The 25,416-nt window shown below is 65.8% G+C and carries 22 protein-coding genes and 1 riboswitch; of the genes, 7 read left to right on the top strand and 15 right to left on the bottom strand.

Translation table 11 applies throughout. The features are described from left to right. Positions 1-135: 135 nt before the first annotated feature. Positions 136-738, bottom strand: a complete 603-nt coding sequence (locus FLL57_RS22665; protein WP_142884079.1) for a 2-hydroxychromene-2-carboxylate isomerase — start codon at positions 736-738, stop codon at positions 136-138. 215 nt (positions 739-953) lie between these two features. Here FLL57_RS22665 and FLL57_RS22660 point away from each other — a divergent pair, with 215 nt between their 5' ends. Further along, entirely contained in the window at positions 954-1,622 is a 669-nt protein-coding gene (locus tag FLL57_RS22660; protein WP_047307879.1) for a glutathione S-transferase, read from the top strand. A gap of 122 nt (positions 1,623-1,744) precedes the next feature. Here the strand turns inward: FLL57_RS22660 and FLL57_RS22655 are convergent, their stop codons facing one another. Both FLL57_RS22655 and ggt read right to left on the bottom strand, forming a co-directional pair. Further along, positions 1,745-2,620, bottom strand: a complete 876-nt coding sequence (locus FLL57_RS22655; protein ID WP_142884078.1) for an SDR family oxidoreductase — start codon at positions 2,618-2,620, stop codon at positions 1,745-1,747. Between the two features lie 249 nt (positions 2,621-2,869). Further along, positions 2,870-4,603, bottom strand: coding sequence for a gamma-glutamyltransferase (gene ggt, locus FLL57_RS22650; RefSeq protein ID WP_142884077.1), 1,734 nt, complete (start codon positions 4,601-4,603; stop codon positions 2,870-2,872). A gap of 104 nt (positions 4,604-4,707) precedes the next feature. Here ggt and FLL57_RS22645 point away from each other — a divergent pair, with 104 nt between their 5' ends. Both FLL57_RS22645 and FLL57_RS22640 read left to right on the top strand, forming a co-directional pair. Beyond that, positions 4,708-6,105 (top strand): MFS transporter, encoded by a 1,398-nt coding sequence (locus FLL57_RS22645; protein ID WP_142884076.1) that lies wholly within the window; start codon positions 4,708-4,710, stop codon positions 6,103-6,105. 214 nt (positions 6,106-6,319) lie between these two features. After that, positions 6,320-7,408 carry a 3-deoxy-7-phosphoheptulonate synthase gene (locus tag FLL57_RS22640; RefSeq protein ID WP_142884075.1) on the top strand — a complete coding sequence of 363 codons (1,089 nt, stop codon included), beginning with the start codon at positions 6,320-6,322 and terminating at the stop codon, positions 7,406-7,408. Positions 7,409-7,619: 211 nt separating this feature from the next. Here the strand turns inward: FLL57_RS22640 and purH are convergent, their stop codons facing one another. From purH to FLL57_RS22625, 3 genes are all read right to left on the bottom strand, one after another. Then, positions 7,620-9,212 carry a bifunctional phosphoribosylaminoimidazolecarboxamide formyltransferase/IMP cyclohydrolase gene (purH, locus tag FLL57_RS22635; protein WP_142884074.1) on the bottom strand — a complete coding sequence of 531 codons (1,593 nt, stop codon included), beginning with the start codon at positions 9,210-9,212 and terminating at the stop codon, positions 7,620-7,622. Positions 9,213-9,237: 25 nt separating this feature from the next. Beyond that, a riboswitch (ZMP/ZTP riboswitch) is annotated at positions 9,238-9,320 on the bottom strand. 112 nt (positions 9,321-9,432) lie between these two features. Next, positions 9,433-11,148: a heparinase II/III family protein gene (locus FLL57_RS22630; RefSeq protein WP_185966170.1), complete on the bottom strand. Its 1,716-nt coding sequence runs from the start codon at positions 11,146-11,148 to the stop codon at positions 9,433-9,435. Between the two features lie 337 nt (positions 11,149-11,485). Next, positions 11,486-12,838, bottom strand: a complete 1,353-nt coding sequence (locus tag FLL57_RS22625) for an RsmB/NOP family class I SAM-dependent RNA methyltransferase (protein ID WP_047307885.1) — start codon at positions 12,836-12,838, stop codon at positions 11,486-11,488. A 155-nt stretch (positions 12,839-12,993) separates the two neighbouring features. On the opposite strand from FLL57_RS22625, the gene FLL57_RS22620 reads away from it, so the two are divergent. Beyond that, positions 12,994-13,212: a DUF1674 domain-containing protein gene (locus tag FLL57_RS22620; protein ID WP_013499879.1), complete on the top strand. Its 219-nt coding sequence runs from the start codon at positions 12,994-12,996 to the stop codon at positions 13,210-13,212. An 83-nt stretch (positions 13,213-13,295) separates the two neighbouring features. Then, a complete protein-coding gene (locus tag FLL57_RS22615; protein ID WP_142884072.1) occupies positions 13,296-13,868 on the top strand; it encodes a thermonuclease family protein in 573 nt (190 codons plus the stop codon). Positions 13,869-13,883: 15 nt separating this feature from the next. Here FLL57_RS22615 and FLL57_RS22610 read toward each other — a convergent pair whose 3' ends face one another. Continuing rightward, positions 13,884-14,768: a YiiX/YebB-like N1pC/P60 family cysteine hydrolase gene (locus FLL57_RS22610; RefSeq protein WP_013499881.1), complete on the bottom strand. Its 885-nt coding sequence runs from the start codon at positions 14,766-14,768 to the stop codon at positions 13,884-13,886. A 347-nt stretch (positions 14,769-15,115) separates the two neighbouring features. Here FLL57_RS22610 and FLL57_RS22605 point away from each other — a divergent pair, with 347 nt between their 5' ends. Then, positions 15,116-16,573 carry a flavin monoamine oxidase family protein gene (locus FLL57_RS22605; protein ID WP_142884071.1) on the top strand — a complete coding sequence of 486 codons (1,458 nt, stop codon included), beginning with the start codon at positions 15,116-15,118 and terminating at the stop codon, positions 16,571-16,573. Positions 16,574-16,579: 6 nt separating this feature from the next. Here FLL57_RS22605 and pheT read toward each other — a convergent pair whose 3' ends face one another. From pheT to infC, 6 genes are all read right to left on the bottom strand, one after another. Beyond that, complete coding sequence (pheT, locus tag FLL57_RS22600) at positions 16,580-18,991, bottom strand: phenylalanine--tRNA ligase subunit beta (RefSeq protein WP_142884070.1); 2,412 nt, start codon at positions 18,989-18,991, stop codon at positions 16,580-16,582. A gap of 1 nt (position 18,992) precedes the next feature. Continuing rightward, a complete protein-coding gene (locus tag FLL57_RS22595) occupies positions 18,993-19,619 on the bottom strand; it encodes a hypothetical protein (RefSeq protein ID WP_142884069.1) in 627 nt (208 codons plus the stop codon). Positions 19,620-19,687: 68 nt separating this feature from the next. Continuing rightward, positions 19,688-20,770 carry a phenylalanine--tRNA ligase subunit alpha gene (gene pheS / locus FLL57_RS22590; RefSeq protein ID WP_142884068.1) on the bottom strand — a complete coding sequence of 361 codons (1,083 nt, stop codon included), beginning with the start codon at positions 20,768-20,770 and terminating at the stop codon, positions 19,688-19,690. A gap of 114 nt (positions 20,771-20,884) precedes the next feature. Then, a complete protein-coding gene (gene rplT, locus FLL57_RS22585; protein WP_114356651.1) occupies positions 20,885-21,244 on the bottom strand; it encodes a 50S ribosomal protein L20 in 360 nt (119 codons plus the stop codon). Positions 21,245-21,335: 91 nt separating this feature from the next. Further along, positions 21,336-21,536 carry a 50S ribosomal protein L35 gene (gene rpmI, locus FLL57_RS22580; protein WP_013499886.1) on the bottom strand — a complete coding sequence of 67 codons (201 nt, stop codon included), beginning with the start codon at positions 21,534-21,536 and terminating at the stop codon, positions 21,336-21,338. A gap of 330 nt (positions 21,537-21,866) precedes the next feature. Then, a complete protein-coding gene (infC, locus tag FLL57_RS22575) occupies positions 21,867-22,406 on the bottom strand; it encodes a translation initiation factor IF-3 (protein WP_013499887.1) in 540 nt (179 codons plus the stop codon). Positions 22,407-22,728: 322 nt separating this feature from the next. Between infC and FLL57_RS22570 the strand changes: the two genes are divergently transcribed. Then, the gene (locus FLL57_RS22570) at positions 22,729-23,514 is read left to right on the top strand and encodes an alpha/beta hydrolase (RefSeq protein ID WP_047307627.1); all 786 of its coding nucleotides are present in this window, start codon (positions 22,729-22,731) and stop codon (positions 23,512-23,514) included. Here the strand turns inward: FLL57_RS22570 and queG are convergent. Together queG and FLL57_RS22560 are read right to left on the bottom strand one after the other, a co-directional pair. Further along, positions 23,507-24,709, bottom strand: coding sequence for a tRNA epoxyqueuosine(34) reductase QueG (gene queG, locus FLL57_RS22565; protein ID WP_142884067.1), 1,203 nt, complete (start codon positions 24,707-24,709; stop codon positions 23,507-23,509). The two genes, FLL57_RS22570 and queG, sit on opposite strands and share 8 nt — an antisense overlap. Beyond that, positions 24,658-25,350, bottom strand: coding sequence for a glutathione S-transferase family protein (locus FLL57_RS22560; protein WP_013499890.1), 693 nt, complete (start codon positions 25,348-25,350; stop codon positions 24,658-24,660). Before FLL57_RS22560 ends, queG begins: the two co-directional genes overlap by 52 nt. Between the last annotated feature and the right edge of the window lie 66 nt (positions 25,351-25,416).

Raw genomic sequence — 25,416 nt, 5'->3', positions numbered from 1 at the left:
GGGGTGACATGATCAATGCGATCGGTCCTCATCCTGAAGAGCGCGCTTTGCGCGCGTCTCGAAGAATGAGTGGCAAGGTCTCGTCCTCATGGTTCGAGACGGCGCTGCGCGCCTCCTCACCATGAGGACGGACGCTCAGCCGTAAATCTCTTCGACGTCGCGGAGCTGTTCCTTGCCGAAGAACATCTCAGTGCCGACGAAGAAGGTCGGCGAGCCGAACGCGCCGCGCTGCACGGCGTCTTCGGTGCTGGCGATCAGCTTCGCTTTCACATCCGGCTCCTGCGCGCGGGTCAGCAGAGCCTTGCCGTCCAGCCCGGACGACGACAGCGCCGCCGCGGCGACTTCGAGATCGTCCATCTTCTTCGGCTCCGCCCACATATGGTGAAACGCGGCCTCGACATATTTGTCGAACACGCCTTCGAGCTGCGCCGCGACCGCGGCGCGCATCAGGTTGAGCGTGTTGACCGGGAAATGCGGATTCCAGACATACGGCTTGACCGCATAGCGCTTCAGGAAGCGTTCGGTTTCCACCACAAGGAATTCGCGCTTGTTCTTGACCCCGGCCAGCGTCTCGGCCGGAGATTTGTTGTTGGTGGCCTTGAAGATGCCGCCGAGCAGCACCGGCACGTAGTCGAATTTGACGCCGATCCGCCGCTCGATCGCCGGGATCGCCTGGTGGGCCAGGAAGGCGTTGGGACTGCCGACATCGAACAGGAATTGCGGGGCGGGCTGGGTCATGGTCTCCTCCGGCAGCGACGGGGTCGCGTTATATGATTATCGTCATTCCATATCGACCGTAGCGCGTCAGCCGCGGCCGATCAACCGGGTCGCAGGCGAGGCTCGCGACCTTCGGAACTGTGATGTCCCGCGCCGCGGAAACTCTGCTAAGGCGGGGCGCGTTCTCACGGCTGGTGCCGCTTCAATCACTGACAGACACCCGGGATCTTCGCGACATGCTGACCGTCCATCATCTCAACAATTCTCGCTCGCAACGTGTGCTGTGGCTCCTGGAGGAGCTCGGCACCCCTTACGAGATCAAGCGCTATCAACGGCAGCCGGACATGATGGCGCCCAAGGAGCTGCGCACCGTCCATCCGCTCGGCAAGTCGCCGGTGATCACCGACAACGGCAACACAATCGCCGAGTCCGGCGCCATCATCGAATACATCGTGGGCACCCACGGGGACGGCCGGCTGATCCCGCCGCCGAACACCCCGGAGCGGCTGCGCTACACCTATTGGCTGCATTACGCCGAGGGCTCGGCGATGCCGCCGCTACTGCTGAAGCTGCTGTTCTCGATGATGCCCAAGCGTGCCCCGGCGCTGGTACGCCCATTGGTGAAGATGGTGGCGTCCGGCGCGCTGGCAGGTTTCGTCGATCCGCAGCTCAAGCTGCACATGGACTATTGGGAGAGCGAACTCGGCAAGGCTGCCTATTTCGCCGGCGACGAGTTCACCGCCGCCGACATCCAGATGAGCTTTCCGCTGGAAGCCGCCGCTTCGCGCGGCGGTCTCGACCAGCGCTACCCGAAGGCGCTGGCCTGGCTGGAGCGCATCCACGCCCGCCCCGCCTACAATCGCGCGCTGGAAAAAGGCGGGCCTTACGAGATCGGGAAAGCGTAGTAGCAAGAGCCGTCAGGCCTCGTCATTGCGAGCGAAGCGACGCAATCCAGCTCTATGCTCGGCGCTCCTGCATAGCTTCGTCGGCTTCGCCTCCTCGCAGTGACGACGTTGACGCTCACTGCCTACCCCATCGGCAGCGGCGTGACGGTGACGCCGGGCGGCGGGACGCTGTCGTCGGGCACAAAGAAATCCGACATCAGCGGTACGCTCGGATCGACCCGATACGGCTCGAAGTCGCGCACGCCGGACTCGTACAGCACGCTGTCGTCGATGCAGAACTGGCCGGTGAATTCGCGCGACGGCTTGGTCAGGATCGCGTGGGCGGCGTCGCCCATGATCTCCGGCGTGCGGCTGGCGCGGATCATCGCGTCACCCCCGAGCAGATTGCCGACCGCGGCGGTCGCGATCGTGGTGCGCGGCCACAGCGCGTTGACGGCGACGCCGGCGTGCTTCAGTTCGTCCGACAGGCCGAGCGCCACCATGCTCATGCCGAACTTCGCCATGGTGTAGGCGGTCGACGCCGCGAACCACTTCGCCTTCATGTCGAGCGGCGGCGACAGCATCAGGATATGCGGATTGGCGGCCTTCTTCAGGTGGGGGATGCAATATTTCGACACCATGAAGGTACCGCGGCTGTTGATCCCCATCATCAGGTCGTAGCGCTTCATGTCGGTGGCCTGCGAGTTGGTCAGGCTGATCGCGCTGGCGTTGTTGACGCAGATGTCGATACCGCCGAATTCGGCCACCGTCTTGCCGATCGCGTCGACCACCTGCGTTTCGTCGCGGATGTCGCAGACCAGCGGCAGCGCCTTGCCGCCGGCCGCGACGATCTCTTCGGCGGCGGTGTAGATCGTGCCCTTCAGCTTCGGATGCGGCTCGGTCGTCTTGGCGGCGATCGCCACATTGGCGCCGTCCCGCGCCGCCCGCAGCGCGATGGCGAGCCCGATGCCGCGGCTCGCCCCGGTGATGAACAGCGTCTTACCCTGCAGTGATGCCATCTGACGTCCTCCCCCTTCGTGCAAACCGGACCGGTCTCCCGCGAGAGTAGCGCCGGTTCTCCGAAAATCGAAGTCACCGGAAGGCTAGCAGGCGCCAGCCGGGTCCGCTTGCGGCCAGAGGTTGCGCCTGCTGGACGTCATGCGCGGGCTTGCCCCGCCTGCGGGGCCGAAGCCCCTTCGGCGCGGCGAAGGCCCGCGCATCCATCATCTTCGGAAAAGCTCATGCTTCAAAGTCGATGAGTTGCCAGATCAATTCCCCGCCGCCGTGGCGCCGCGGGTTCTTGGATCGGCGGCGCCATGGAAGCCGTCGGCGTCGATCCAAATCGAGTTCGCCGAAGTCTGGCCGAGCGGCGTGACGACGCGGTGACCCATGGCGCGGAGTACTTCCAGCGTTGCGTCCGGAAATCCGTGCTCGACCCGGACCTCATCCGGCAGCCACTGATGATGTAGCCGCGGCGCCGCCACGGCGTCGGCGACATTCATCCGGTAATCGATGACATCGACGATCACCTGCAGCACTGCCGAGATGATGCGGCTGCCACCGGGCGAGCCGGTCACCAGTACCGGCTTGCCGTCCTTCAGCAGAATCGTCGGCGACATCGATGACAAAGGCCGTTTGCCGGGCGCCGGCAGATTGGCGGCGAAGCCGACCAGGCCATAGGCGTTCGAAGCACCGGGTGCAGCAGTGAAATCATCGAGTTGGTTGTTGAGCAGCACGCCGGTGCCATCCGCCACCAGCCCCACCCCATACGAGAAGTTCAGCGTGTAGGTGTTGCTGACCGCATTGCCATCGGCATCGGCGACCGAGAAATGCGTGGTATTGTCGCCCTCGCGCGGCTGCGGCAGCGGCTGATCCACCGACGTCGCGCGCTGCGGATCAATCCCGGCCCGCAGGCTCGTCGCGTAATCCTTCGACAGCAGCTTTGCGACCGGCGCCTCGGTGAACGCGGGATCGCCGAGATAGCGGGCGCGATCCGCATAGGCGCGCTTCATCGCCTCGATCAGCAGATGCAGCGACGGCGCCGTGCCCTGCCCGCGATCACGCATCGCGTAGCCTTCGAGGATGTTCAGGCTCTCGATCAGCACCACGCCGCCGGACGACGGCTGCGGCATCGCCACGATATCGTAGCCGCGATAGCTGCCACGCAGCGGCGTGCGCAGCATCGGCTGATAGCCGGCGAGATCCTCGGGCGTGATCAGCCCGCCAGCGTCGCGAATGCCGCGCGACAGCTTCTCGGCGACCGGCCCGCGATAGAATCCATCCGGCCCCTGCTGGGCGATGGCTTCGAGCGTGGCGGCCAGATCGGGCTGCACCAGCCTGTCGCCCGCCTGCAGCGGCGAGCCGTCGGGACGGGCAAACACCTTCTGGGTCGAGGGCCAGCGCGACAGCCAGCGGTGCCAATCCGGCAGCGTGTCGGCGGTGTCGTCGGCAACCTCGATGCCGTCCCGTGCCAGCGCGATCGCCGGCGCGATCACGTCCGCGAGCTTGAACTTGCCGGAGCCGTATTTATCGAGTGCCAGCGCCAACCCGGCCACCGTGCCGGGCACGCCGATGCCGAGCGCGGATTTGCGCGATTTGTCCGGGTCGGGTTTGCCGCCCGTCAGGAACATGTCCTGTGTCGCGGCCTGCGGCGCGGTTTCGCGATAATCGATCGCCACGTCCTCATTCTTTGCCGCGGAATGGATCACCATGAAGCCGCCGCCGCCGAGATTGCCGGCGCGCGGATAGGTCACCGCCATGGCAAATCCGGTCGCCACCGCGGCATCGATCGCGTTGCCACCGCGGGCCAGGAAGCTGGCGCCGATTTCGGCGGCAAGCCGTTCCTGCGCCACCACCATGCCGTGTTTGGCGACCACGGCTTGGGCCGGCCCGCGCGCCACGCCGCTGCGCATGTCCTGCGCGGGCGCGGCGAGCGGGATCACCACCAGCGCCAGCGCAGCCAGCGTCATCAGGATGCGATGCGGGATGCGCAGTGTGATCATCGAGCGACTCCGATTTATGCCGGCGGGCTGCCACGCGCCGGACGAATCCTATAGGCAATCGAAGCCGCGAGGCAAAAGGCGGCCCGGCCGGCGGAAGGAACAAGATGTCGTCATCGATTGCGGAAGACATCGCGCAGACTCGTGAACCGGTCCGCTATCCGCCGCAGGCCGCCGTGACCGGCTGGATCCTGTTCGACTGGGCCGCGCAGCCGTACTTCACGCTGATCACCACCTTCATTTTCGCGCCTTATTTCGCCACCTACGTGGCGCCCGATCCGGCGACCGGCCAATCGCTGTGGGGCTTCGCCACCGCCGCGAGCGGATTCGTCATCGCGCTGGCGTCTCCTGTGCTCGGCGCGATTGCGGATGCCAGCGGCCGGCGCAAGCCGTGGATCGCGCTGTTCGGCGGAATGCTTGTGATCGGATCGATGCTGATGTGGTTCGGCAAGCCGGGCGAACCTCACCTGATCCTGCCGCTGCTGATCGCCTATGCGATCGCCACCATCGGGGTCGAGTTCGCCACCGTGTTCAACAATGCGATGATGCCGAACCTGGTGCCGCCGGAAAAGATCGGCCGTCTCTCGGGCACCGGCTGGGCAACCGGCTATGTCGGCGGCATCCTGTCGCTGGTGCTGGTACTCGGTTTCCTCGCCGCCAGTCCTGAGACCGGCAAGACGCTGCTCGGCATCGCGCCGTGGTTCGGGCTCGAACCGGCACAGCATGAGGGCGACCGGATCAGCGGGCCACTCACCGCGGTCTGGTTCGTGGTGTTCGTGATGCCGATGTTTCTGCTGACACCGGATTTCCCGGCCAAGCTGGCGCCGCGGGCCGCAATCCGCGAGGGATTGCGCGAGCTCCGCGAGACGCTGCGCGATCTGCCGCGGCGGCGCTCGCTGGCGATCTTCCTGCTCGCCAACATGATCTACACCGACGGGCTGGTGTCGTTGTTCGCGTTCGGCGGAATCTACGCCACCGGCACCTTCGGCTGGAGCACGATCCAGATCGGCACCTTCGGCATCATCCTGGCGATCGCCGCCACCATCGGTGCGTTCGTCGGCGGCCGCCTCGACGATGCCTTCGGCTCGAAACGGGTCATCATCGGCGCTCTGCTGCTGTTGCTGCTCGCGATCGCCGGCATTCTGATGATCGATCCCGGCCACGTGCTGCTGATCGAAGTGACGCCGCCGCAACCGGGCGGCGGGCTGTTCGCCGCCCCGGCGGAGCGTGCTTACCTGCTGCTCGGCTGCCTGATCGGCATCGCCGGCGGCCCGCTGCAGGCGGCATCGCGCACGCTGCTGATCAGGATCGCCCCACGAGACCGGATCGCGCAGTATTTCGGCCTGTTCGCCCTCACCGGCAAAGTCACCTCGTTCATCGGCCCGCTGCTGATCGCGACCGTCACGGCGCTGGCGAGCAGCCAAAAAGCCGGTATGGCCGTGCTGGTGCTGTTCTTCGTCGCCGGATTGGCGCTGCTGACCCAGGTTCGGCGCTCGGCGGAGTGATCGCGCCGGTGCGTGGACAAACGTGCCGGCCTGGTCTATATGAGCGGGTATGATCCACCTGACCGCCTCGTACTGGTACTTTTACTTTAGCAGCTCGCTGGCGGCGGGAGGATTTCGCGCGATCTGAAGATTGCTGCATTAAATCCGACAAGCCGCCAGACCTGGCGGCTTTTTTGTTTCAGCCGGCAGGTCTCCTGAACAGGAGCAAACTGCCGTGTTGACCACCACAGACGACCTTCGCCTTCAGAAAATCACCGAACTGAGTACGCCTGCCGAAGTGATGGGCGAGATTCCGCGCACCCTGACCGCGACACGCACCGTCGCGGCGAGCCGCAGCGCGATTCACGCCATCCTGACCGGGGCCGACAACCGGCTGCTCGTCGTCGTCGGCCCGTGTTCGATTCACGATCCGGCCGCGGCCATGGACTATGCCAATCGTCTGGCGGCGCTGCGCGAGACCCTGGCCGACCGGCTCGAGATCGTGATGCGGGTGTATTTCGAAAAGCCGCGCACGACCGTCGGTTGGAAAGGCCTGATCAACGACCCCGACCTCGACGGCAGCTTCCGGATCGACAAGGGGCTGCGGCTGGCGCGTGAAGTGCTGTCGGCCGTCAATAATCTCGGGCTGCCGGCCGCCACCGAGTTCCTCGACCTGATCACGCCACAATACATTGCGGATCTCGTCGCCTGGGGCGCGATCGGCGCACGCACCACCGAGAGCCAGATCCACCGCGAACTCGCTTCGGGCCTATCCTGCCCGATCGGCTTCAAGAACGGTACCGACGGCAACGTCCGGATTGCGGCGGAGGCGGTGAAGTCCGCGGCGCAGCCGCATCATTTCATGGCGGTGACCAAGGGCGGGCGCAACGCGATCGCGGCCACCACTGGTAACAGCGACTGCCACGTCATCCTGCGCGGCGGCGTCACGCCGAACTACGACGCCGCAAATGTGGAAGCCGCAGCGGCGGTGCTCGGCAAGATCGGTCTGGCGCCGCGACTGATGATCGACGCCAGCCACGCCAACAGCAGCAAGCAGCCGGACAACCAGCCGAAGGTCACGGCCGATATCGGACGTCAGTTGGCGTCGGGCGAGAACCGCATCATCGGCGTGATGATCGAGAGCAATCTGGTGGCCGGTCGGCAGGACGTGGTACCGGGCCGGCCGCTGCACTACGGCCAGAGCATCACCGACGGCTGCATCGACTGGGCGACAACCGAAACGGTGCTGCACGATCTGGCCGCTGCGGTCGAAAGCCGGCGAACTACGCTCCGTGCCGCTCAGCGAGAAGGTGCTGCGGCTTGATCGCTGAGCTGGATGGCAATCGTTCGTGCAGCTATCCAGAACTGCGATCTTCAGAAGCGGGCACTTTCGCTTCCCCACGTCATGCCCGGCCTTGTGCCGGGCATCCACGCCTTGCTGACTGAAACTCAGAAAAGGCGTGGATGGCCGGGACAAGCCCGGCCATGACGGAGTTCGGGAGCAACCAAGTGAGACAGAAAGCCGTCGGAGCGCCTTAGTGCCGGAAGTGCCGGGTGCCGGTGAACACCATGGCGATGCCGGCGTCGTCGGCGGCCTTGATCACTTCGTCGTCGCGCACCGAACCACCGGGCTGGATCACCGCGGTGGCGCCGGCTTCGATACAGGCCAGCATGCCGTCGGCGAACGGGAAGAACGCATCGGAGGCGACCACCGAGCCCTTGGTCATCGGTGCCGCGAGCTTCAGTTCGGCCGCCGCATCCTGCGCCTTGCGGGCGGCGATGCGGGCGGAGTCCACGCGGCTCATCTGACCGGCGCCGATACCGACCGTGGCGAGGTCCTTGGCGTAAATAATCGTGTTCGACTTGACGTGCTTGCCGACGCGGAATGCGAACTTCAGGTCGCGTAGTTCGGCTTCGGTCGGCTGCCGCTTGGTGACGACCTTCAGCGCCATGTCATCGACCACCGCATTGTCGCGGCTCTGCACCAGCAGACCACCGGCGACGGTCTTGTAGGTCAGGCCGTTGGCGCGCGGATCGGGCAGCGCTCCCGCCAGCAGCAGCCGCAGGTTCTTCTTTGCCGCCACGATCGCGACCGCTTCCTCGGTGGCGTCGGGCGCGATGATCACCTCGGTGAAGATCTCGGTGATGGCGCGCGCGGCTTCCGCATCGAGGGTGCGGTTCAGCGCCACGATGCCACCGAACGCCGACACCGAATCGCAGGCCAGCGCCTTGCGATAGGCGTCGAGCAGGCTCGCGCCTTCGGCAACGCCGCAAGGGTTGGCGTGCTTAACGATGACGCAGGCCGCGGTGCGCCCCGCGTCGAACTCGCCGACGCACTCATAGGCGGCGTCGGTGTCGTTGATGTTATTGTAGGACAGCTCCTTGCCCTGCACCTGGCGCGCGGTGGCGACGCCCGGGCGCTTTTCCGGCGTGGCGTAGAACGCTGCGGTCTGATGCGGATTCTCGCCGTAGCGCAGCGACTGGATCAACCGGCCGCCGATCGCGCGGAAGTCGGGCGCATCGGTTTTGAGCTGCAGCGCGAACCAGTTGGAGATCGCCGCATCATACGCGGCGGTGCGCGCATAGGCCTTGGCGGCGAGCCGCTTGCGCAAATTCAGCGTGGTCGCGCCGTTGTTGGCCGCGAGTTCGTCGAGCACGGCCTGATAATCGTTGGCCTCGACCACCACCGCGACGTCGTCGTGGTTCTTCGCCGCGGCGCGGATCATCGCCGGGCCGCCGATGTCGATGTTCTCGATGCAGTCTTCGTAGGATGCGCCCTTATCGACGGTCGCCTCGAACGGATACAGGTTGACGACGAGCAGGTCGATCTGCGCGATACCATGCTCGGCCATCGCGTTCTTGTGCTCGGCATTGTCGCGGATCGCCAGCAGGCCGCCATGCACCTTCGGATGCAGCGTCTTGACGCGGCCATCCATCATCTCGGGAAAGCCGGTGAGGTCGGAGACGTCCTTGACAGGGAGACCGGCCGCGGCGATCGCCTTGGCGGTGCCGCCGGTCGAAACCAGCTCGACGCCGTGGCTGGCGAGCGCACGGGCGAAATCAATCAGCCCGGTCTTATCGGAGACGGACAACAGGGCACGGGTGACGCGACGGGGATTCTGGGTCATGGGGCACGATCTTCTGTTGGAAGGAAAGCTATGCCCAGGCGCGCGGCAGATACGTCCCGCGCTTCCCGATGGTGCTCCATCCTAACGTCGCCAGTCGCGCGAGGCGTGGGTTCGGTAGCAGTTTTCGCCGGCCGCCACAACGGCGACCAAGGTCGCTCAGAATTGCGGATTTGGCGGGTTTTGTCGGCGAACCGCTGTCCCTCATCGTCGGAAAGACGCTTCAGAGCGGCAGTTCCGGCTCGCGGCGGGCGGCACGGCGGGCGCTGGTGGTCTGCGGCGAGGCATTGGAGCGGATCAGGCTCCAGCGCACGTTCGGCGCCTCGATCGAATTCTGCCGGATCACGATCTGGGTCGAGCGCCGCGGCCCGTCATTGCCGGCCAGGAACACGCTCTCTTCGAGATCGACTTTGTCGTCGGCCGCCTCGAAGGTCCAGACTTCGCGATTGGGCAGCACCAGCATCACGCCGCGGGCATCGTGCAAACGGCTGGCCTTGACCAGCGGGTGCAGGTGGAAGCGCACGGCGAAATCGGCCTGCGCAGCGCGGTGGCGGCCGCCCTGCACGGGAGTGAGGCTGTCCTCGCCGTCGAGCCGGCTGCCGTCGTGCTTCACCATCAAGACCCGCCGATGCAGCACGCCGAACTTGTCGCGGTAGCCGTCGTGCGACGTCGTCAGCAGCACGCCGCCGGCAACTTCTTCGCGGCGGTTCTCGACCTGACGCGGCCCGCCGACCACCGGCGCGCCGTGCAGGAAGCGCTTCATCGCCGAGCGCTCGACGAAGCTGCACGACGAGGTGTCGTGGCAGGTGACGGTGGAGTGCGCCACCGTGGAGCGGGCAAAACCGCGCCAGCTCTCGCGATTGGTGGTCGGCATGCCGCTGTTGATCACGATCCGGCAATTACCCGACGACAGTTCGAACGACAGACAGCCGGCATGCGCCTCCTGGCTGACATTGGCGGGCGGCGGCGTGCCGGCATCGGCGATCACCAGCGTGGTGCCGGCGTCGATCCGTTGGTAGCCGGAATGCGGCATGCTGGCGAGCGGCGTGCCCTGGCTGTCGTCATAGGCGAGCAGCGTCGCCAAGAGATCCGACGGTGTCGCGCTCATGCCGTTGAACAGCGCGAAATTGCCGTCGCCGTGGCGGAAGAACCGCAGCATCGGCATCATCCGGTCGATCGCATTCAGCAGCGCCGGCGGCGGCGCGATGTTGCGCGCCGCAAAGGTCTGGCGCAGCGGCAGCAGGTCGATCAGCAGATCGATCAGCGCCCCCGGATTGCGCGAGATGTGGCCGCCGTCCGGCAGGACCTGACGCTGCAGCTCGTCCGACAGCTTCTTGGTGGCTCCGCGGATCTGCCGCGCCTGGTTGGCGAGGCACAGCGACGCGTAGCACAGCGCGATCAGCACCTGCAGCCGCGGCACGCCGTCCTGCACGTCGAGCAGTGCGTAGCGCAACGCGCGGATTTCGCGGGTCAGGCCGCGCAGGTAGCGGCGATAGAACTTGCCGTCGGTGTCGGACAGCACCAGCGGCGCCTGGGACAGCAGCGAGATCACCCGCCGCGCCAGCACGTCCGGCCGCCGGCCCACCGGGCCGGTGCGCGACATGTTGCTGAGCCAGTCGTCGACCAGCGAGCGGGCGTTGGCGCGGGTGATCGCGGTGTCGGCGGCGCGCAGGTGGCGCAGCCAGCCGAAGCCGAGCAGCGCGGCTTCCCAGTCGTCGGAAGGCGGTTCGAGATCGAAGATCGAGCGGCCGTGGCAGGTGACGATCTTGCCGGCGAACACGAAGCGGCCGGCATAGATTTCGGCGGCGCGAGTTGCATCCGCGGTGCGCAGATCGTGCGGCGCGATGATCAGACGGTCGGTGCGGCCTGGCCACAACCGGGTCAACGCCACCGAGCCGCTGGAGGCGCGTGCCATCACGGTCCGCGCGAAGCGGCCCATGACCAGGGTCGAAATCCGTCTGCGGGGCGCGGCCGACACCTGCGCTAAAACCCCGGATCGTTGGTACGCATCACGTTGCTGCCCTCTGCGGACGGCCGACGTCAGATCGCGCAAGACGTCGGACAAACGTCCAGTCCGGTACAGCTTCGACTGAAACGGCTCTGCAGACATGCGCGCAGCGGAGACGAAAGATCGTTCTGAACCAAAGCAACCTCAAGTTAACGAAAATTCGTTGCGAATCCTTTTAATCTGGAATTGGGCTTCACACACCCTGGCGATAGGCGAATGTGGACGGGCGCTGCTGCGCCACGCTCGACAGCCAGATAATTTTCAATAATTACAACGACTTCATCAGCCGCGCGGCATAGAAGCCGTCGAGCCCCGCAAGCCGCGGATCACTGTGCGGCAGGTGGCACGGCAGGGTGCGCAACGCGCCGTCTGCGGTGACGATTTCGGTGAGGCCTGCGACTTCGGCCGGATCGATCGGCTGCCGCCGCATCGACGGCTCGGCGGCGAGCAGCGCGGCGATCGCCTGTTCGCCCTCCTCCGGCTCGAGCGAACAGGTGCAATAAACCAGCGTACCGCCGGGCCGCAGCAGCGACGCCGCCTTCTTCAACAGCCGATTCTGAACCGCGGCGAGCGCGCCGATGTCGCTCTCCTGCTTCAGCCAAGCAACGTCGGGATGCCGCCGGATCGTGCCGGTCGAGGCGCACGGCGCGTCGATCAGCACCGCGTCGAACTCGGCGGTCGCATCGCCCCGCCATTCGGCCGCATCGGCGACGCCGGTTTCGACCTCGAGCGACAGCCGCGCCAGATTTTCGCGCAGCCGCGCGACTCGTGCCGGCGAGCGATCGATCGCGGTGACCCGGGCACCGGCGGCAGCGAGCTGCGCCGTCTTGCCGCCGGGCGCGGCACAAAGGTCGGCGACGCTCTTGCCGGTGATATCCCCGAACAGCCTTGCCGGCAGTGCCGCGGCTGCGTCCTGCACCCACCACTGGCCTTCATCAAAGCCCGGCAGCATCCGCACCGACCCCTGCAGCAGCGTGCGCACGGTGCCGGTCGGCAGCACCTCGCCGTGGAGCCGCGCGGCCCAATGCGCAGCTTCGGATTTAACCGTCAGGTCGAGCGACGGCTCGTGGCTGATCGCCTGCGCGATCGCCCGCGCGGTTTCTGCGCCATAGTGCGCGCTCCAGCGCGCCAGCAGCCATTGCGGCACGTCGGGCGTGCCGGCCGCCAGTTCCTCGACCAACGGCTGGGCTTCGCGCGCGCAGCGGCGCAGCACGGCGTTGACGAGACCGGCATATTTGGCGGCGCGACGGTCGGATTGCACCAGCCGCACCGACAGATCGACGGCAGCATGATCCGGCACGTCCATCCAGAGGATTTGCGCCGCGCCGATCAAAAGAGCGCTCTTGGCGCGCGGCGCATCGGTCGGCACACCGCGGTCGAGCAACCTGGCCAGCAGACCTTCCAGCGTTCCGAGCCGGCGCAGGATCGTGGCGACCAGCCGGCGCATCAGTGCACGGTCGCGATCCGACAGCGTCTTCAGGCCCGGATGCGCAGCCGGGCCTTCGAGCTGGTCGTCGAGCATGCGGCGCTTCTGCAGCACGCCGTCAAGAATGTCCGCGGCAATGCGGCGCGCAGCGAGGCCGGGCACCTCGGAAGCTTGGGCGAATCTTGGAGCAGGCATGGATTGAGGGTATCACAGCAGGAGGAGAGACGCCGCGCGAGGCCGCGCGCTGGTCTGCCGTGGATGGCATTCGAATATGCCAAATGTAAGAATCGCCCCCGCGCCTTGCGACGACGGTGGCCTGCGCCCTGCGCGATGAAGAAAGGCGTCAGCCGATGACACAACCCGATCCGAAGTCCGCCCCGACGGATGCCGCCCCGCCGCGTAAGGATCTCCCCGAAGCGGCCAAGCGCGCCCTCGCCGAAGCCGAAGCCCGCCGCGTCGAGGCCGCCCGCCACGCCGAAGCGCGCGCCAAGGAAGTCCAGGGTCCGAAGGGTCCCGAGCCCACCCGCTACGGCGACTGGGAAGTCAAAGGCATCGCATCGGATTTCTGAGGCCCGCAAGACGCTGGACGATACGCAATCGATGACTGCAGCCGGTTCCGGCGGATCCTCCCGACTCAGATTGTCGTAGGCATATGTCCCGATATCCGAGAACGAATCCGGTTCGGATTTCGCGGTTGCCCTGGCGTAGCCGGCTGTGGCCGTGGATATTCGTGCTTGGGGTCGCGGCCGGTACGATGCTGCCGGCTCGGCATTGGCTGCATCTGCCCTGGTCGAAGGCCCCGGAATCAGAGGCTGTCGACAACGACAGCGAGACGGTGTGGCGGCGGGCCGGCAATCCGACCGTCCGGCATCCGGTCGAGGTGCTGTATACGATCGACGGCGACACCTTCGATGCGCGGGTATTTCTGTGGCCGGGGCAAGCGCTGCGGACACGCGTGCGGCTGCGCGGCATTGATGCACCAGAGCTGAAGGCGCAGTGCGCTCAGGAAGCCAGAATGGCCACGGCCGCCGCCGAGGCGCTTCGCCGGCTGCTCGCCGAGGGCGAGGTCACGATCTACAACATCGGACCCGACAAATATCAGGGCCGTGTCGTGGCGAACGTCGCCACCAAACGCACCGCCAATGTGTCGAGCGCGCTGCTCGACGGCGGCTACGCTCGCACCTATGGAGGGGGGCATCGCAATGGCTGGTGCGACGGCCGCTGATCGCAAGGCCGATGTTCAGCCCCCTGCAGCGAGCTTCGGCGAGCCGGCGAGATCGAAATCCGCCTCAGCCTCGGCGATTTGCGGCGTCAGCGACGGCGCCGCTTCGGTATCATCCAACGGCGGCGCGAAATGACCGTCATTGTCCGCGGCCGGTTTCGGTTTGTCGGCCCAATGCAGCGCCGTGTAGTCGAAGCCGTTGACGATGGTCGGCTTCACCACCTCGAAATACGGCGAGATGTCGAAGTCGCGCGGCATGTACAGCGACGAATGCCGGATGTGCAGGATCTCGCGGCGGGCCGCCCGGCTGCCCGCCCTGGTGATCTTCGGCAGGATCGGATAGCGCACCGCCTCGAATGCCTGGGCGATCAGGGCCGAACAGATGATCTTGGTCGGGTCGCCGGAGCCGAGCGCGATCATCCGGCGGCGCCAGCGCTGCGGCAGAGGCAGCGGCACCAGATAGCGCATCAGGTCGAGGATGTTCTTGGTGTCGTAGCCGAAGCCGATCCGATTGATGGCGTAGCGGCACACCGTGTGACGGTCCTCATAGGACAGGCCGACCGGGCGGCACACCCGGGTGTGATAGGCCAGATGGCGCGACAGCGGCGACGAACTGACGCCCTCGCCGATATTGGCCTCGACCAGGACATGCGGCTCGCCATCCGGCTCCGCGACGCCGTCGATCGGCCCGACATAGACCGCAGCGTGCGACCAGGTCGATTGCGTCAGATACTTGATGATGCCGGCGATCCGGCTGTTGCCCTCGACCAGCAGAACGTCGCCGGGCTGCATGATGCTGCGCAGATGGTCGGGATCGCTCGGGGTGAACGGCTCGTAGCCCGGCTCTTCCTTCTGCAAATAGCTGGCGATCAGCTTGCCGATCGTCTCGAGCACCACACCCATTGCTACGTTCCTGCAGGATCATTGTTGCGACATCGTCACATCGCGTTCGTCGCTGATCGTCGAGAAAAGCCGTTGCAGTTTGGTTCACTTGGTTCCCCGCACGGTTACGCATCGTTCACCACGAACGGTTGCCGGCCGGAAACGATTCCGGCAAGCTGACCGGGTCGACCGGCCCTGCGGCACCGCCAAACCAGTCGACGGACGACGCAAAACGCGACGGAGTTCAACACATTGATCACAGTCGCGAGATGCCTTGCCGTCGCCCCTCGGGACATTCGCCACGCCGACCACCGGAAGCCGCGCAGGTCGATCGTCCCCTCTGCCGCCAAGTTTTCGGAAACCATGCCATGACGATTTCGCGACGCAGCCTGCTCGAGGGGCTGCTCGGCGCCACTGCCGGCCTCGCATTGCTGCCCGTGTTGGGGGGGCGGGCGAACGCCGCTCTGCCGCGCGAGGCGGAGGTCGTTGTGGTCGGCGCCGGCGCCGCCGGGATCGCGGCGGCACGGCGGCTCGTGGCGGCCGGCCGCAAGGTGATCGTGGTCGAGGCCGCCTCGGAGATCGGCGGTCGCTGCGTGACCGATACCACAAGCTTCGCAGCGCCGTTCGACCGCGGCGCGCGCTGGCTGCACAATCCCGACAGTAACCCGCTGGTCCGGCTGGCGCGCAGCTCCGGCTTCGCGGTGACGCCGGTCGCCCCCGGCCAGAAGGTCAGGATCGGTCGCCGCAACGCCCGCTCGCGCGAGACCGAGGATTTTCTCGCGGCCTTCGTCCGTGCCAGCCGCGCCATCAGCGAGGCGTCGCGCGGCAAGACCGACATCTCCTGCGCCGCGGCGCTACCGAAAGATCTCGGCGATTGGGCGGCGACGATCGAATATGTGCTGGGCCCCGCGACAACCAGTAAGGACCTGCGCGCGCTGTCGGCGATGGACACCGCGCGGACGCTGGACCGCACCGCTCTGCTCGGCTGCCCGCAGGGCGTCGGCAGCCTGCTGACTCAGCTCGCATCCTCACTGCCGATTGCGCTGTCGACGCCGGTCAAACGAATCGTGTGGAGCGGGCGCGACCTCGCGGTCGAAACCACAGCCGGCCGGATCGGCGCGCGCGCCATCATCGTCACCGCGTCGACCAATGTGCTGACCTCGGGCAATCTGGCGTTCTCCCCCGAACTGCCGAAACGACAGCTCGACGCCGCCGCTCGCCTGAGCCTCGGCAGCACCGATCGCGTCGCGCTGCAATTCAAAGGTAACCCGCTCGGGCTGTCACGCGACGAGACCATCATCGAACGCGCCGACGACATCCGCACCGCGACGCTGGTGGGCAATATCGGCGGCACCTCGCTGTGCACCGTCGACGTCGCCGGCTCGTTCGGGCGCCAGCTCGCCGCGCAGGGCGAAGCCGCGATGCAGGATTTCGCGATCGAATGGCTCGGCAAGCTGTTCGGCAGCGACATCGCCGGCGCCGTCGAACGCAAGGCGGTGACGCGCTGGAACGAGATGCCTTACGTGATGGGCGCGATGTCGGCGGCGGAGCCCGGCGGCCAGCCGTCGCGCAAGGTGCTGGGCGAGCCACTCGGCAATCTGTTCTTTGCCGGTGAAGCGACCCACGAAACGCTGTTCGGCACGGTGCAGGGCGCCTGGGAGTCCGGCGAACGCGCCGCCGACGCTGCGCTGAAAAAAATCGGCGCCGTCAAGGAGCCCGCACCGGAGAAGCCCGCACGCAAACAGAAGCCGCGGCGCGAACCGCAGCGTCAGCGCGAGCAGCGCCCGCCCGCCACCGCGAGCGGCACGCCGTCGTGGTGGCGCTGAGCGACCTCAGCCGCGCAGGCTGCCGCCGGTCTTCTTGGTGACTTCCGCCACGATCTTGGCCGCGACCGCCTCGATCTCCTGATCGGTCATGGTCTTGTCGCGCGGCTGCAGCGTCACCGCGATCGCCACCGACTTCTTGTCGGGGTCGATGCCCTTGCCCTCATAGACGTCGAACACGCTGACCGATGTGATCAGCTTCTTGTCGACGCCCTGCGCGGCACGGACGATGTCGGCCACCCCGACCTTACGATCGACAATGAAGGCGAAGTCGCGCGACACCGGGTGGAACGCGGACAATTCCAGCGCCGGCTTGGCGCGGGTCGGCCGCTGCTTCGGATCGGGGATCTTCTCCAGCATCACTTCGAACGCCACCAGCGGACCGTCGGCACCGAGCTGTTCGAGCACCCGCGGATGCAATTCGCCGAAGTAACCAAGCACGTTCTGCGGCCCGATCTGGATCGCGCCGGAGCGGCCCGGATGCAGCCAGGCCGGCAGCTTGCCCGTCGCGATCTGCAGACCCGCCATCGGTGCGCCGGCCGCAGCCAGCACCGCGAACGCATCGGCCTTGGCGTCCAGCGCGGTCGCCTGCGCCGAGCCCGACCAATGCCGGCCAATGCCTGCGGAAGAGGCGACGCCGCGGCGGACACCGCTGGCGGCCATAAACTGGTCCTGCGGCCGGTCGCCCTTGAACACCTGCCCGACCTCGAACAGCGCCAGATCGGGCGAGCCACGATCGGCGTTGGCCTGCGCGGCAGCAATCAGCCCGGGCAACAGGCTCGGCCGCATGTCGGACAGATCGGATGCGATCGGATTGGCCAGAGCCAGTTCCGGCTGGCCGCCGCCGAACGCTTCGGCGAACGGCTTGGAAATGAACGACCACGTCACCGCTTCGGTCAGGCCGCGGGCCGCCAGCGCGCGCTTGGCGCGGCGGGTGCGGTTCTGGATCTGGGTGAGCACCGGCTTGCGCGGAGCATCGCCACGCTCGAACGGCGTCAGCGGCACCTTGTCGACGCCCACGATGCGAACGACTTCTTCGACGAGGTCCGCCTTGCCGTGAACGTCGCTGCGCCACGAAGGCACTGCGACCTTCACCACCGGTCCCTGGCCGGCGACCACGAAGCCGAGACGGGTCAGGATGCGACGAACCTCGACCAGCGGCACTTCGATGCCGGCAAGCCGCTTCACCTCGGCGAGCGGGAAGTCGATAATCTTGTCGTCGGCGAACGGATTGCCGACCACCACGACCTCGGACGGCGTGCCGCCACAGAACTCCATCACCAGCTTAGTGGCGAGTTCGAGCCCCGGCAGCATGAAGGCCGGATCGACGCCGCGCTCGAAGCGGTAGCGCGCATCGGTGTTGATGCCGAGCTTGCGGCCGCTTTGCGCGATGTTGATCTCGTTCCACAGAGCCGATTCGATCAGCACATCGGTGGTGTCGGCCGAGCAGCCTGACAGCTCACCGCCCATGATACCGGCGAGCGACTCGACGCCGTGATCGTCGGCGATGACGCAGACCGACGAATCCAGCGAGTAGGTGCGGCCGTCGAGCGCCAGCAGCGTCTCGCCATCGTGAGCGCGGCGCACCACCAGATTGCCCTTCACCTTGGCGGCGTCGAACACATGCAGCGGGCGCGAGCGATCGAACGTCAGGTAGTTGGTGATGTCGACCAGCGCGTTGATCGGGCGCAGGCCGATCGCGGTCAGACGCTTCTGCAGCCATTCCGGCGACGGGCCGTTCTTGACGCCCTTCACCAGCCGCAGCGCGAAGCCGGGGCACAGCTTGCTGTCTTCGACGGTGACGCTGACCGGGCACGGGAATTCGCCCTTGACCGGCTTGATGGCGGGATCCTTGAACTTGCCCATGTCGGCGGCGGCGAGATCGCGCGCGATGCCGTGCACGCCGGCGCAGTCCTGCCGGTTCGGCGTCAGGTTGATATCCAGCACCGGATCGCCGAGCCCGGCCCAGGCCGCATAGGCGGCGCCGACCGGCGCATCGGCCGGCAACTCGATGATGCCGTCGTGGTCGTCGGAGATCTGCAATTCGGCGGCCGAGCACAACATGCCGCGGCTCTCGACGCCGCGAATATTGCCGATACCGAGCGTGAAATCCTTCGCCGGGATGTAGGTGCCCGGCGCCGCGAACACGGTGACGAGACCGGCGCGCGCGTTCGGCGCACCGCACACCACCTGCACCGGTGCGCCGCCGTCACCGACGTCGACGGTGCAGACCTGCAGCTTGTCGGCGTTGGGATGTTTCTCGGCGGTCAGCACCTTGGCGATGGTGAACGGCGCCAGCGCCTTGGCCTTGTCTTCGATGCCCTCGACTTCGAGCCCGATCATGGTGAGCTTATCGGCGAGCTTCTCGAGCGGCTCGTCGGTGTCGAGATGATCTTTCAGCCAGGAGAGGGTGAGTTTCATTTTATCCCATCACGACTTTCAGGACCAACACTAGAGCGTAGTAAATTCCAAGGATGGTGAGAACAAGGGCTACAATATTGAATGCGCGTCCAAAATTGCGCGTAACCCAAAACTCAACGCGACGACCTTGAGCATCGGCACAACGAACACCACGCACCTCACCATGATTTGGGGTGACCCACAGCGAATCGATAATGACAAGCTCGTGCGGGGCGATACTTGGAATGGACACCAAATACGAACCATTCTCCAAAGAGAACTCGTCGAACTTCCTGTCTTGCCAGATCGAAATTGAGTCCGGCTTGTTCGAGAAGATTACATTGACGTCTCGTGCAGGAACTCTACCCGAATTTTGGACGTAGTGCTTTTCGCTGTAGAGACTCACATAGGAGGGCGCAGAGGGACCGACCAGCGAATTCTGAGCTTGCTCAGGAGAATTCGGCTGCGGCGGCGGATTGGTCTTGACGCGAAAGAAGTTATTGTTTGCACGTCCCCATACAAGCTTTACCCGCGCTCGAAAAATAAAGAACAAGAGGGCAGACAGAAGCGTCAGAGAGAACGAAATAAGTTCGCTTTGGTGCTGAGATGCAAAGTTGAGAATTGAAGCCGATAAGGCACCATTCATCATTGAAATTATCCTCTCAGCCTAATCCGCGGCTTGCGCCACCGAGTCCCCGTGGGAGACTCGACGCAACCTCACGAACTCAATCCCCCCGCCAGCGTCGGGATGTCGAGCGGCTTGAAGCCGTAGTGATTGAGCCAGCGCACGTCGGCTTCGAACAACTGCCGCAGGTCGCTCATGCCGTATTTCAGCATCGCGATGCGATCGATGCCCATGCCCCAGGCGAAGCCCTGATACTCGTCCGGATCGAGGCCGCAGGCGGTGAGCACGTTGGGGTGCACCATGCCGCAGCCGAGAATCTCAAGCCAGTCTTCGCCCTCGCCGAACCGAATCTCGTCCTTGCCGCGGCGGCACTGGATATCGACCTCCAGCGACGGCTCGGTGAACGGGAAGAACGACGGCCGGGACCGCATGTTGACGTTGTCGACCTCGAAGAACGCCTTGCAGAACTCGTGCAGGATCCACTTCAGGTGGCCGAGATGGCTCCCCTTGTCGATCACCAGCCCTTCGACCTGATGGAACATCGGCGTGTGGGTCTGGTCACTGTCGCTGCGATAGGTGCGGCCGGGACAGATCACACGGATCGGCGGCTTCTGGCTCAGCATGGTCCGCACCTGCACCGGCGAGGTGTGGGTACGGAGCAAGAGGCGCGAGCCGTCTTCCTTCGGGTTGAAATAGAAGGTGTCGTGCATCTCCCGGGCCGGATGGCCTTCGGGGAAGTTCAGCTTGGTGAAGTTGTAGTCGTCGGTCTCGATGTCCGGACCTTCGGCGATCGCAAAGCCCATGTCGGCGAAGATCGCGGTGAGTTCGTCCCAGACCTGACTGAGCGGATGCAGCCGGCCGGCTTCGGCCGACGGCTCACGCATCGGCAGCGTGACATCGATCGTTTCGGCCGCGAGCTTGGCGTCGAGCGCGGCGGCCTTCAGCACGTCGCGGCGGGCGGCCAGCGCTTGCGTCACCGCGTCCTTGGCAAGGTTGATCGCCGCACCTTCTGTCTTGCGCTGCTCGGGGTCCATCTTGCCGAGCGTGGCGAGCAGCGCCGAGATCGAGCCCTTCTTGCCGAGCGCTCCGACGCGGACCGCTTCCAGCGCGGCCTCGTCGGAGGCGGCGGCGATGTCGGCGAGGATTTGGGATTGGAGGTCTTGAAGGTTCGACATGGCGAAGCCACTCCCCAATGTAGTCATGCCCGGGCGTGACCCGGGCATCCATCGCGCTTGAAAGATGGATCGCCGGATCAAGTCCGGCGATGACGATCAACCCGGTGGCGGGCCTCAGGCTGCGAGCGCAGCCTTGGCCTTCTCGGCGATCGCCTGGAACGCCGCCGGCTCGTTGATCGCGAGGTCGGACAGCACCTTGCGGTCGACGACGATGCCGGACTTGGCGAGGCCGTTGATGAACACACTGTAGGTCATGCCGAGCGGGCGCACCGCGGCATTGAGGCGCTGGATCCACAGCGCGCGGAACGTCCGCTTCTTGCGCTTGCGATCCCGGAACGCGTACTGACCGGCCTTGTCGACGGCGGCCTTGGCGGTGCGGATCGTGTTCTTGCGGCGACCGCGATAGCCCTTGGCGAGCTTGTAGACCTTCTTATGCTTGGCGTGAGCCGTCACACCGCGTTTGACGCGAGCCATGACTGATCTCCTTCATCTGAATTGGGTGTTGCTTGGCCGCGCGGACGCGGCTCGATGATGAGGTTGCCGCGCGCATGCGCGGCCAGAACGGTCAGGCGTTCGGCAAGAAGTACTTCTTGATGTTGTCGCCGTCGGTCTTGAAGATCACGCGGGTGCCGCGAAGCTGGCGGATCTGCTTCTTGGTGCGCTTGATCATGCCGTGGCGCTTGCCGCGCTGGGCGGACACCACCTTGCCGGTGGCGGTGACTTTGAAGCGCTTTTTGGCGCCCGATTTGGTCTTCAACTTGGGCATTTGGCTCTCCTTTGCCACGCGCGAAAAGCGCCCCGAGGGCGCTCTGCGGCGGCGGACATGCTCGTTAGAGCGTTGAAATTGTGCGACAAACCCCGAAAATGGAGCGATCGACACGGCCATCGCCACGGCAGCCCTTGATCAGCCGGGCGACGAAGGCTGCGCTTATGGCAGAGCGGAGGCCGATTGGCAACGTGTAAAGCCGGAGCTCCAGGCGGCAGCCGGGCAGACTCGGAACTGGGCAGCACGCGCAACAGACCGCCCCAAGGAAAAAGGCCCGCCAGATCGACCGGCGGGCCCTTTTTCGCTCTGAAATCGAAACCCGGATCCGCGTCAGCGCGGCGCCAGCACCATCACGACCTGTCGGCCTTCGAAGCGGGCGTCCTGCTCGACTTTCGCGATTTCGGCGACATCGTTCTTCACCTTTTCGAGCAGCTTGGTGCCGATCTCCTGGTGAGCCATCTCGCGTCCCCGATAGCGCAAGGTAATCTTGACCTTGTCGCCTTCCTCGAAGAAGCGCAGCATCGCCTTCATCTTCACGTCGTAGTCGTGATCGTCGATCATCGGGCGGAGCTTGATCTCCTTGATCTCGACGATCTTCTGCTTTTTGCGCGCCTCGGCGGCCTTCTTCTGCGCCGAATACTTGTACTTGCCGTAGTCCATGATCTTGCAGACCGGCGGCGACGAGGTCGGCGAAATCTCCACCAGATCCATGCCTGCATCCATTGCCATCTTGATCGCGACAATGGTCTCGACCTTGCCCTGGTTCACACCGGTCTGGTCGATAAGCTGGATCTCGAAATTGCGGATTTCATCGTTGGTGCGCGGCCCGTCCTTGGCTACGGGGGGCGGCGCTCTGTTGGGGCGGCGAATGGGTGCTTCTCCACACTTGTGAACGTTGACGGCGAACGATGGATCGAGGCAGAACGGCTGCTAATCGGATCACGCACTTCATATAGGTCGAAGCGCGACCGGATGCAAAACCATCCCGCGCGTCGATAACGGGTCAATGCCCTTCTGATCCGTGCGCAGTGTGGCGGAAGAACCGCCTGCCGGCAAGCCGACTTCCGCATAACCGAAATCGGACACTTCGCCGCGCGGCCCGTCATACCACGCTCCGCCACGTTAAGGCGCCCGGCATTGACGACGCCTCGGTGCGTACTGCAAACCAACCGGGCAACGAGGTTGTTGATCCATGACAAATTCTTCCGTCACCGAACCGGAGTTCGTCACCGTCGGCGACGGTGGCGCGGCGCGCCAAATCGCGGTCCGTGCCCGACCAGGCGCCTCCCCCGGCCTGTTCTGGCTCGGCGGATTCAACTCCGACATGACCGGGACCAAGGCGTCCGCCCTCGACCAATGGGCCGAAGCCCGGGGCAGGGCTTGCGTCCGGTTCGACTATTCCGGCCACGGCGAGTCGTCAGGCGTTTTCGCCGAGGGCACGATCGGCCGCTGGCTCGAAGAGAGCCTGGCGGTGTTCGACGCGTTCTGCCGCGGCCCGCAGATCGTGGTCGGCTCCTCGATGGGAGGCTGGATGGCGCTGCTGCTGGCGCGCGCACTGCGCCGCCGCGGGGGCGAGGCGGCCGCGAATCTGGCCGGGCTGGTGCTGATCGCGCCGGCACCGGACTTCACCGAAGCGTTGATGTGGAAGGGGTTTTCGCCCGAGATCCGCGCCGAGATCGAGACCAGGGGGGTGTGGCTTCGGCCCTCCGAGTACGGCGAACCATATCCGATCACCAGAGCGCTGATCGAAGACGGCCGCAATCATCTCGTGCTCGGCGGCATGATCGAGGTCGGCTGCCCGGTGCGCATCCTGCAAGGCAAGCAGGACGAAGACGTGCCGTGGCGCCACGCCTTCGAACTGGCCGAACGATTGCCGACCGACGATGTGGTGCTGACCATGATCCAGGACGGCGACCACCGTCTCAGCCGCCCGCAGGACATCACCCGGATGCTGGCGGCGGTCGAGGAGATTAGCTGACGGCGTCCCATTCCGTCCGCACCCCCTCATCCGCCTCGTCGGCGAGATGTGCCGCATTCAGTGCCGCGAACTGGTCAGGCGGTAGAAGCTGCGCCAGCGCCCACACCGCCGCCCCGCGGATCACCGGATTGGGGTCGGCGAGCAGCCGCTCGGCGTCTGCCGCCACCCCGCTGTCCCCCGAATTGCCGATTGCGATCAGCACGTTGCGGATGAAGCGATCACGTCCGATGCGCTTGACCGGCGATTTGGTGAACAGCGCCCGGAACAACGGGTCATCGAGACGCACCAGCTCGGCGAGGGCCGGTGCGCGCAAGCCGTCGCGGGCGGCGAGCTTGGCCTCGCGCCCGGCCTGGGCGAACTTGTTCCACGGACAGGCGGCGAGGCAGTCGTCGCAGCCGTAGATCCGGTTGCCGAGACGGGCGCGGAATTCGCGCGGGATCGGACCTTTGTGCTCGATCGTCAGATACGAGATGCAGCGCCGGGCATCGAGCCGGTACGGCGCCGGAAACGCGGCGGTCGGGCAGGCATCAAGGCAGGCGCGGCACGAGCCGCAATGATCGTGCTCGGCCGCGTCCCGCGGCAGATCGAGCGTGGTGAACACCGCGCCGAGAAACATCCAGGAGCCGCGGCCAGTCGACACCAGATTGGTGTGTTTGCCCTGCCAGCCGAGACCTGCGGCCTGCGCCAGCGGCTTTTCCATCACCGCGGCAGTATCGATGAACACCTTCACGTCACCGCCGGCAGTGGCGACCAGCCAGCGCGCGAACTGCTTCAGCCGGGCCTTGATCACGTCGTGATAATCGTCGCCTTGCGCATAGACCGAGATCGCAGCGCGATCCTTCTGCGTCAGCACACCGCGCGGGTCGACATCCGGACCATAATTGAAGCCGAGCAGGATGACGCTTTGAACCTCGCCCCACATCACCCGGGGATCGGACCGCCGTTCAGGGCGATCGGCAAGCCAGGCCATCTCGCCGTGATAGCCGGCGTCGAGAAAGGCGCGCAGACGCGCCGGAGCTTCCGGAATCGAATCGGGGGCGCAGACGCCGAAGGCATCGAAACCGAGAGCGTAAGCCTGATCGGCGAGCTGCGCGCGCCAAGCAGCGCCGCCTATTCGCGACTCCGAGGGGCCGGCAGCGGGGCTCAGAAATCCAGATCCACGTAGGTGCGCGACGCCGGCACCCCCGCCAGCCATTCGCTCAGCAGCGGACGGAACGACGGGCGTGACTTGATCCGTGCGTACCAGGCCTTTGCCGCCTCGTCCTCGATCCATGGCACGTCGCCCAGATAGTCGATCGCCGACAGATGCGCGGCTGCGGCGAGGTCTGCGTAAGTCATGCGATCCCCGGCGAGAAAGTTCCGGGTGCGCGCCAGCCAGCCGATATAGGCGAGATGGTAGCGCACATTGGCGTTGGCGGCACGGATCACGTCCATCGCCGGCGGACCGCCGCCATCTTCTTCGCTCATGAAGCGCTTGTAGATCCGCTCGGTCATCAGCGGGCCGGAGGCTTCCTCGAAGAACTTGTCGTTGAACCACGACAGCAGCCGCCGCACCTCGATACGCTCTGCGGTGGACTGCGGCAGCAGCCGGCGATCACCGAGCTCGGGGCCGTGCACCTCGTCGAGAAACTCCGTGATCACTCCGGCGCCGGGAACCGGCGGCCGCCCCTCCGCGACCAGCACCGGCGTGGTTCCAGCCGGGTTCAGCGCCAGGAACGCGGTTCGACGCTCCCAGGACCGTTCCTCCACCAATCTGAGATCGAGACCATGTTCCCCGAGCGCAAGGCGGATGAACCGCGACAACGGGCAGAACGGGTGGTGGAAGAGGGTGTACATGCTGACCTAGATAGTTTCGAAGAGCTTAACAAACCGTGGCGGATCGCGCCGGACACGCCCTTCGTG

The organism is Rhodopseudomonas palustris, from assembly GCF_007005445.1.
Taxonomy (GTDB): Bacteria; Pseudomonadota; Alphaproteobacteria; order Rhizobiales; family Xanthobacteraceae; genus Rhodopseudomonas; species Rhodopseudomonas palustris_G.
The sequence above is the reverse complement of the archived record's forward strand: the minus strand, read 5'-3'. Positions and strand labels throughout refer to the sequence as shown.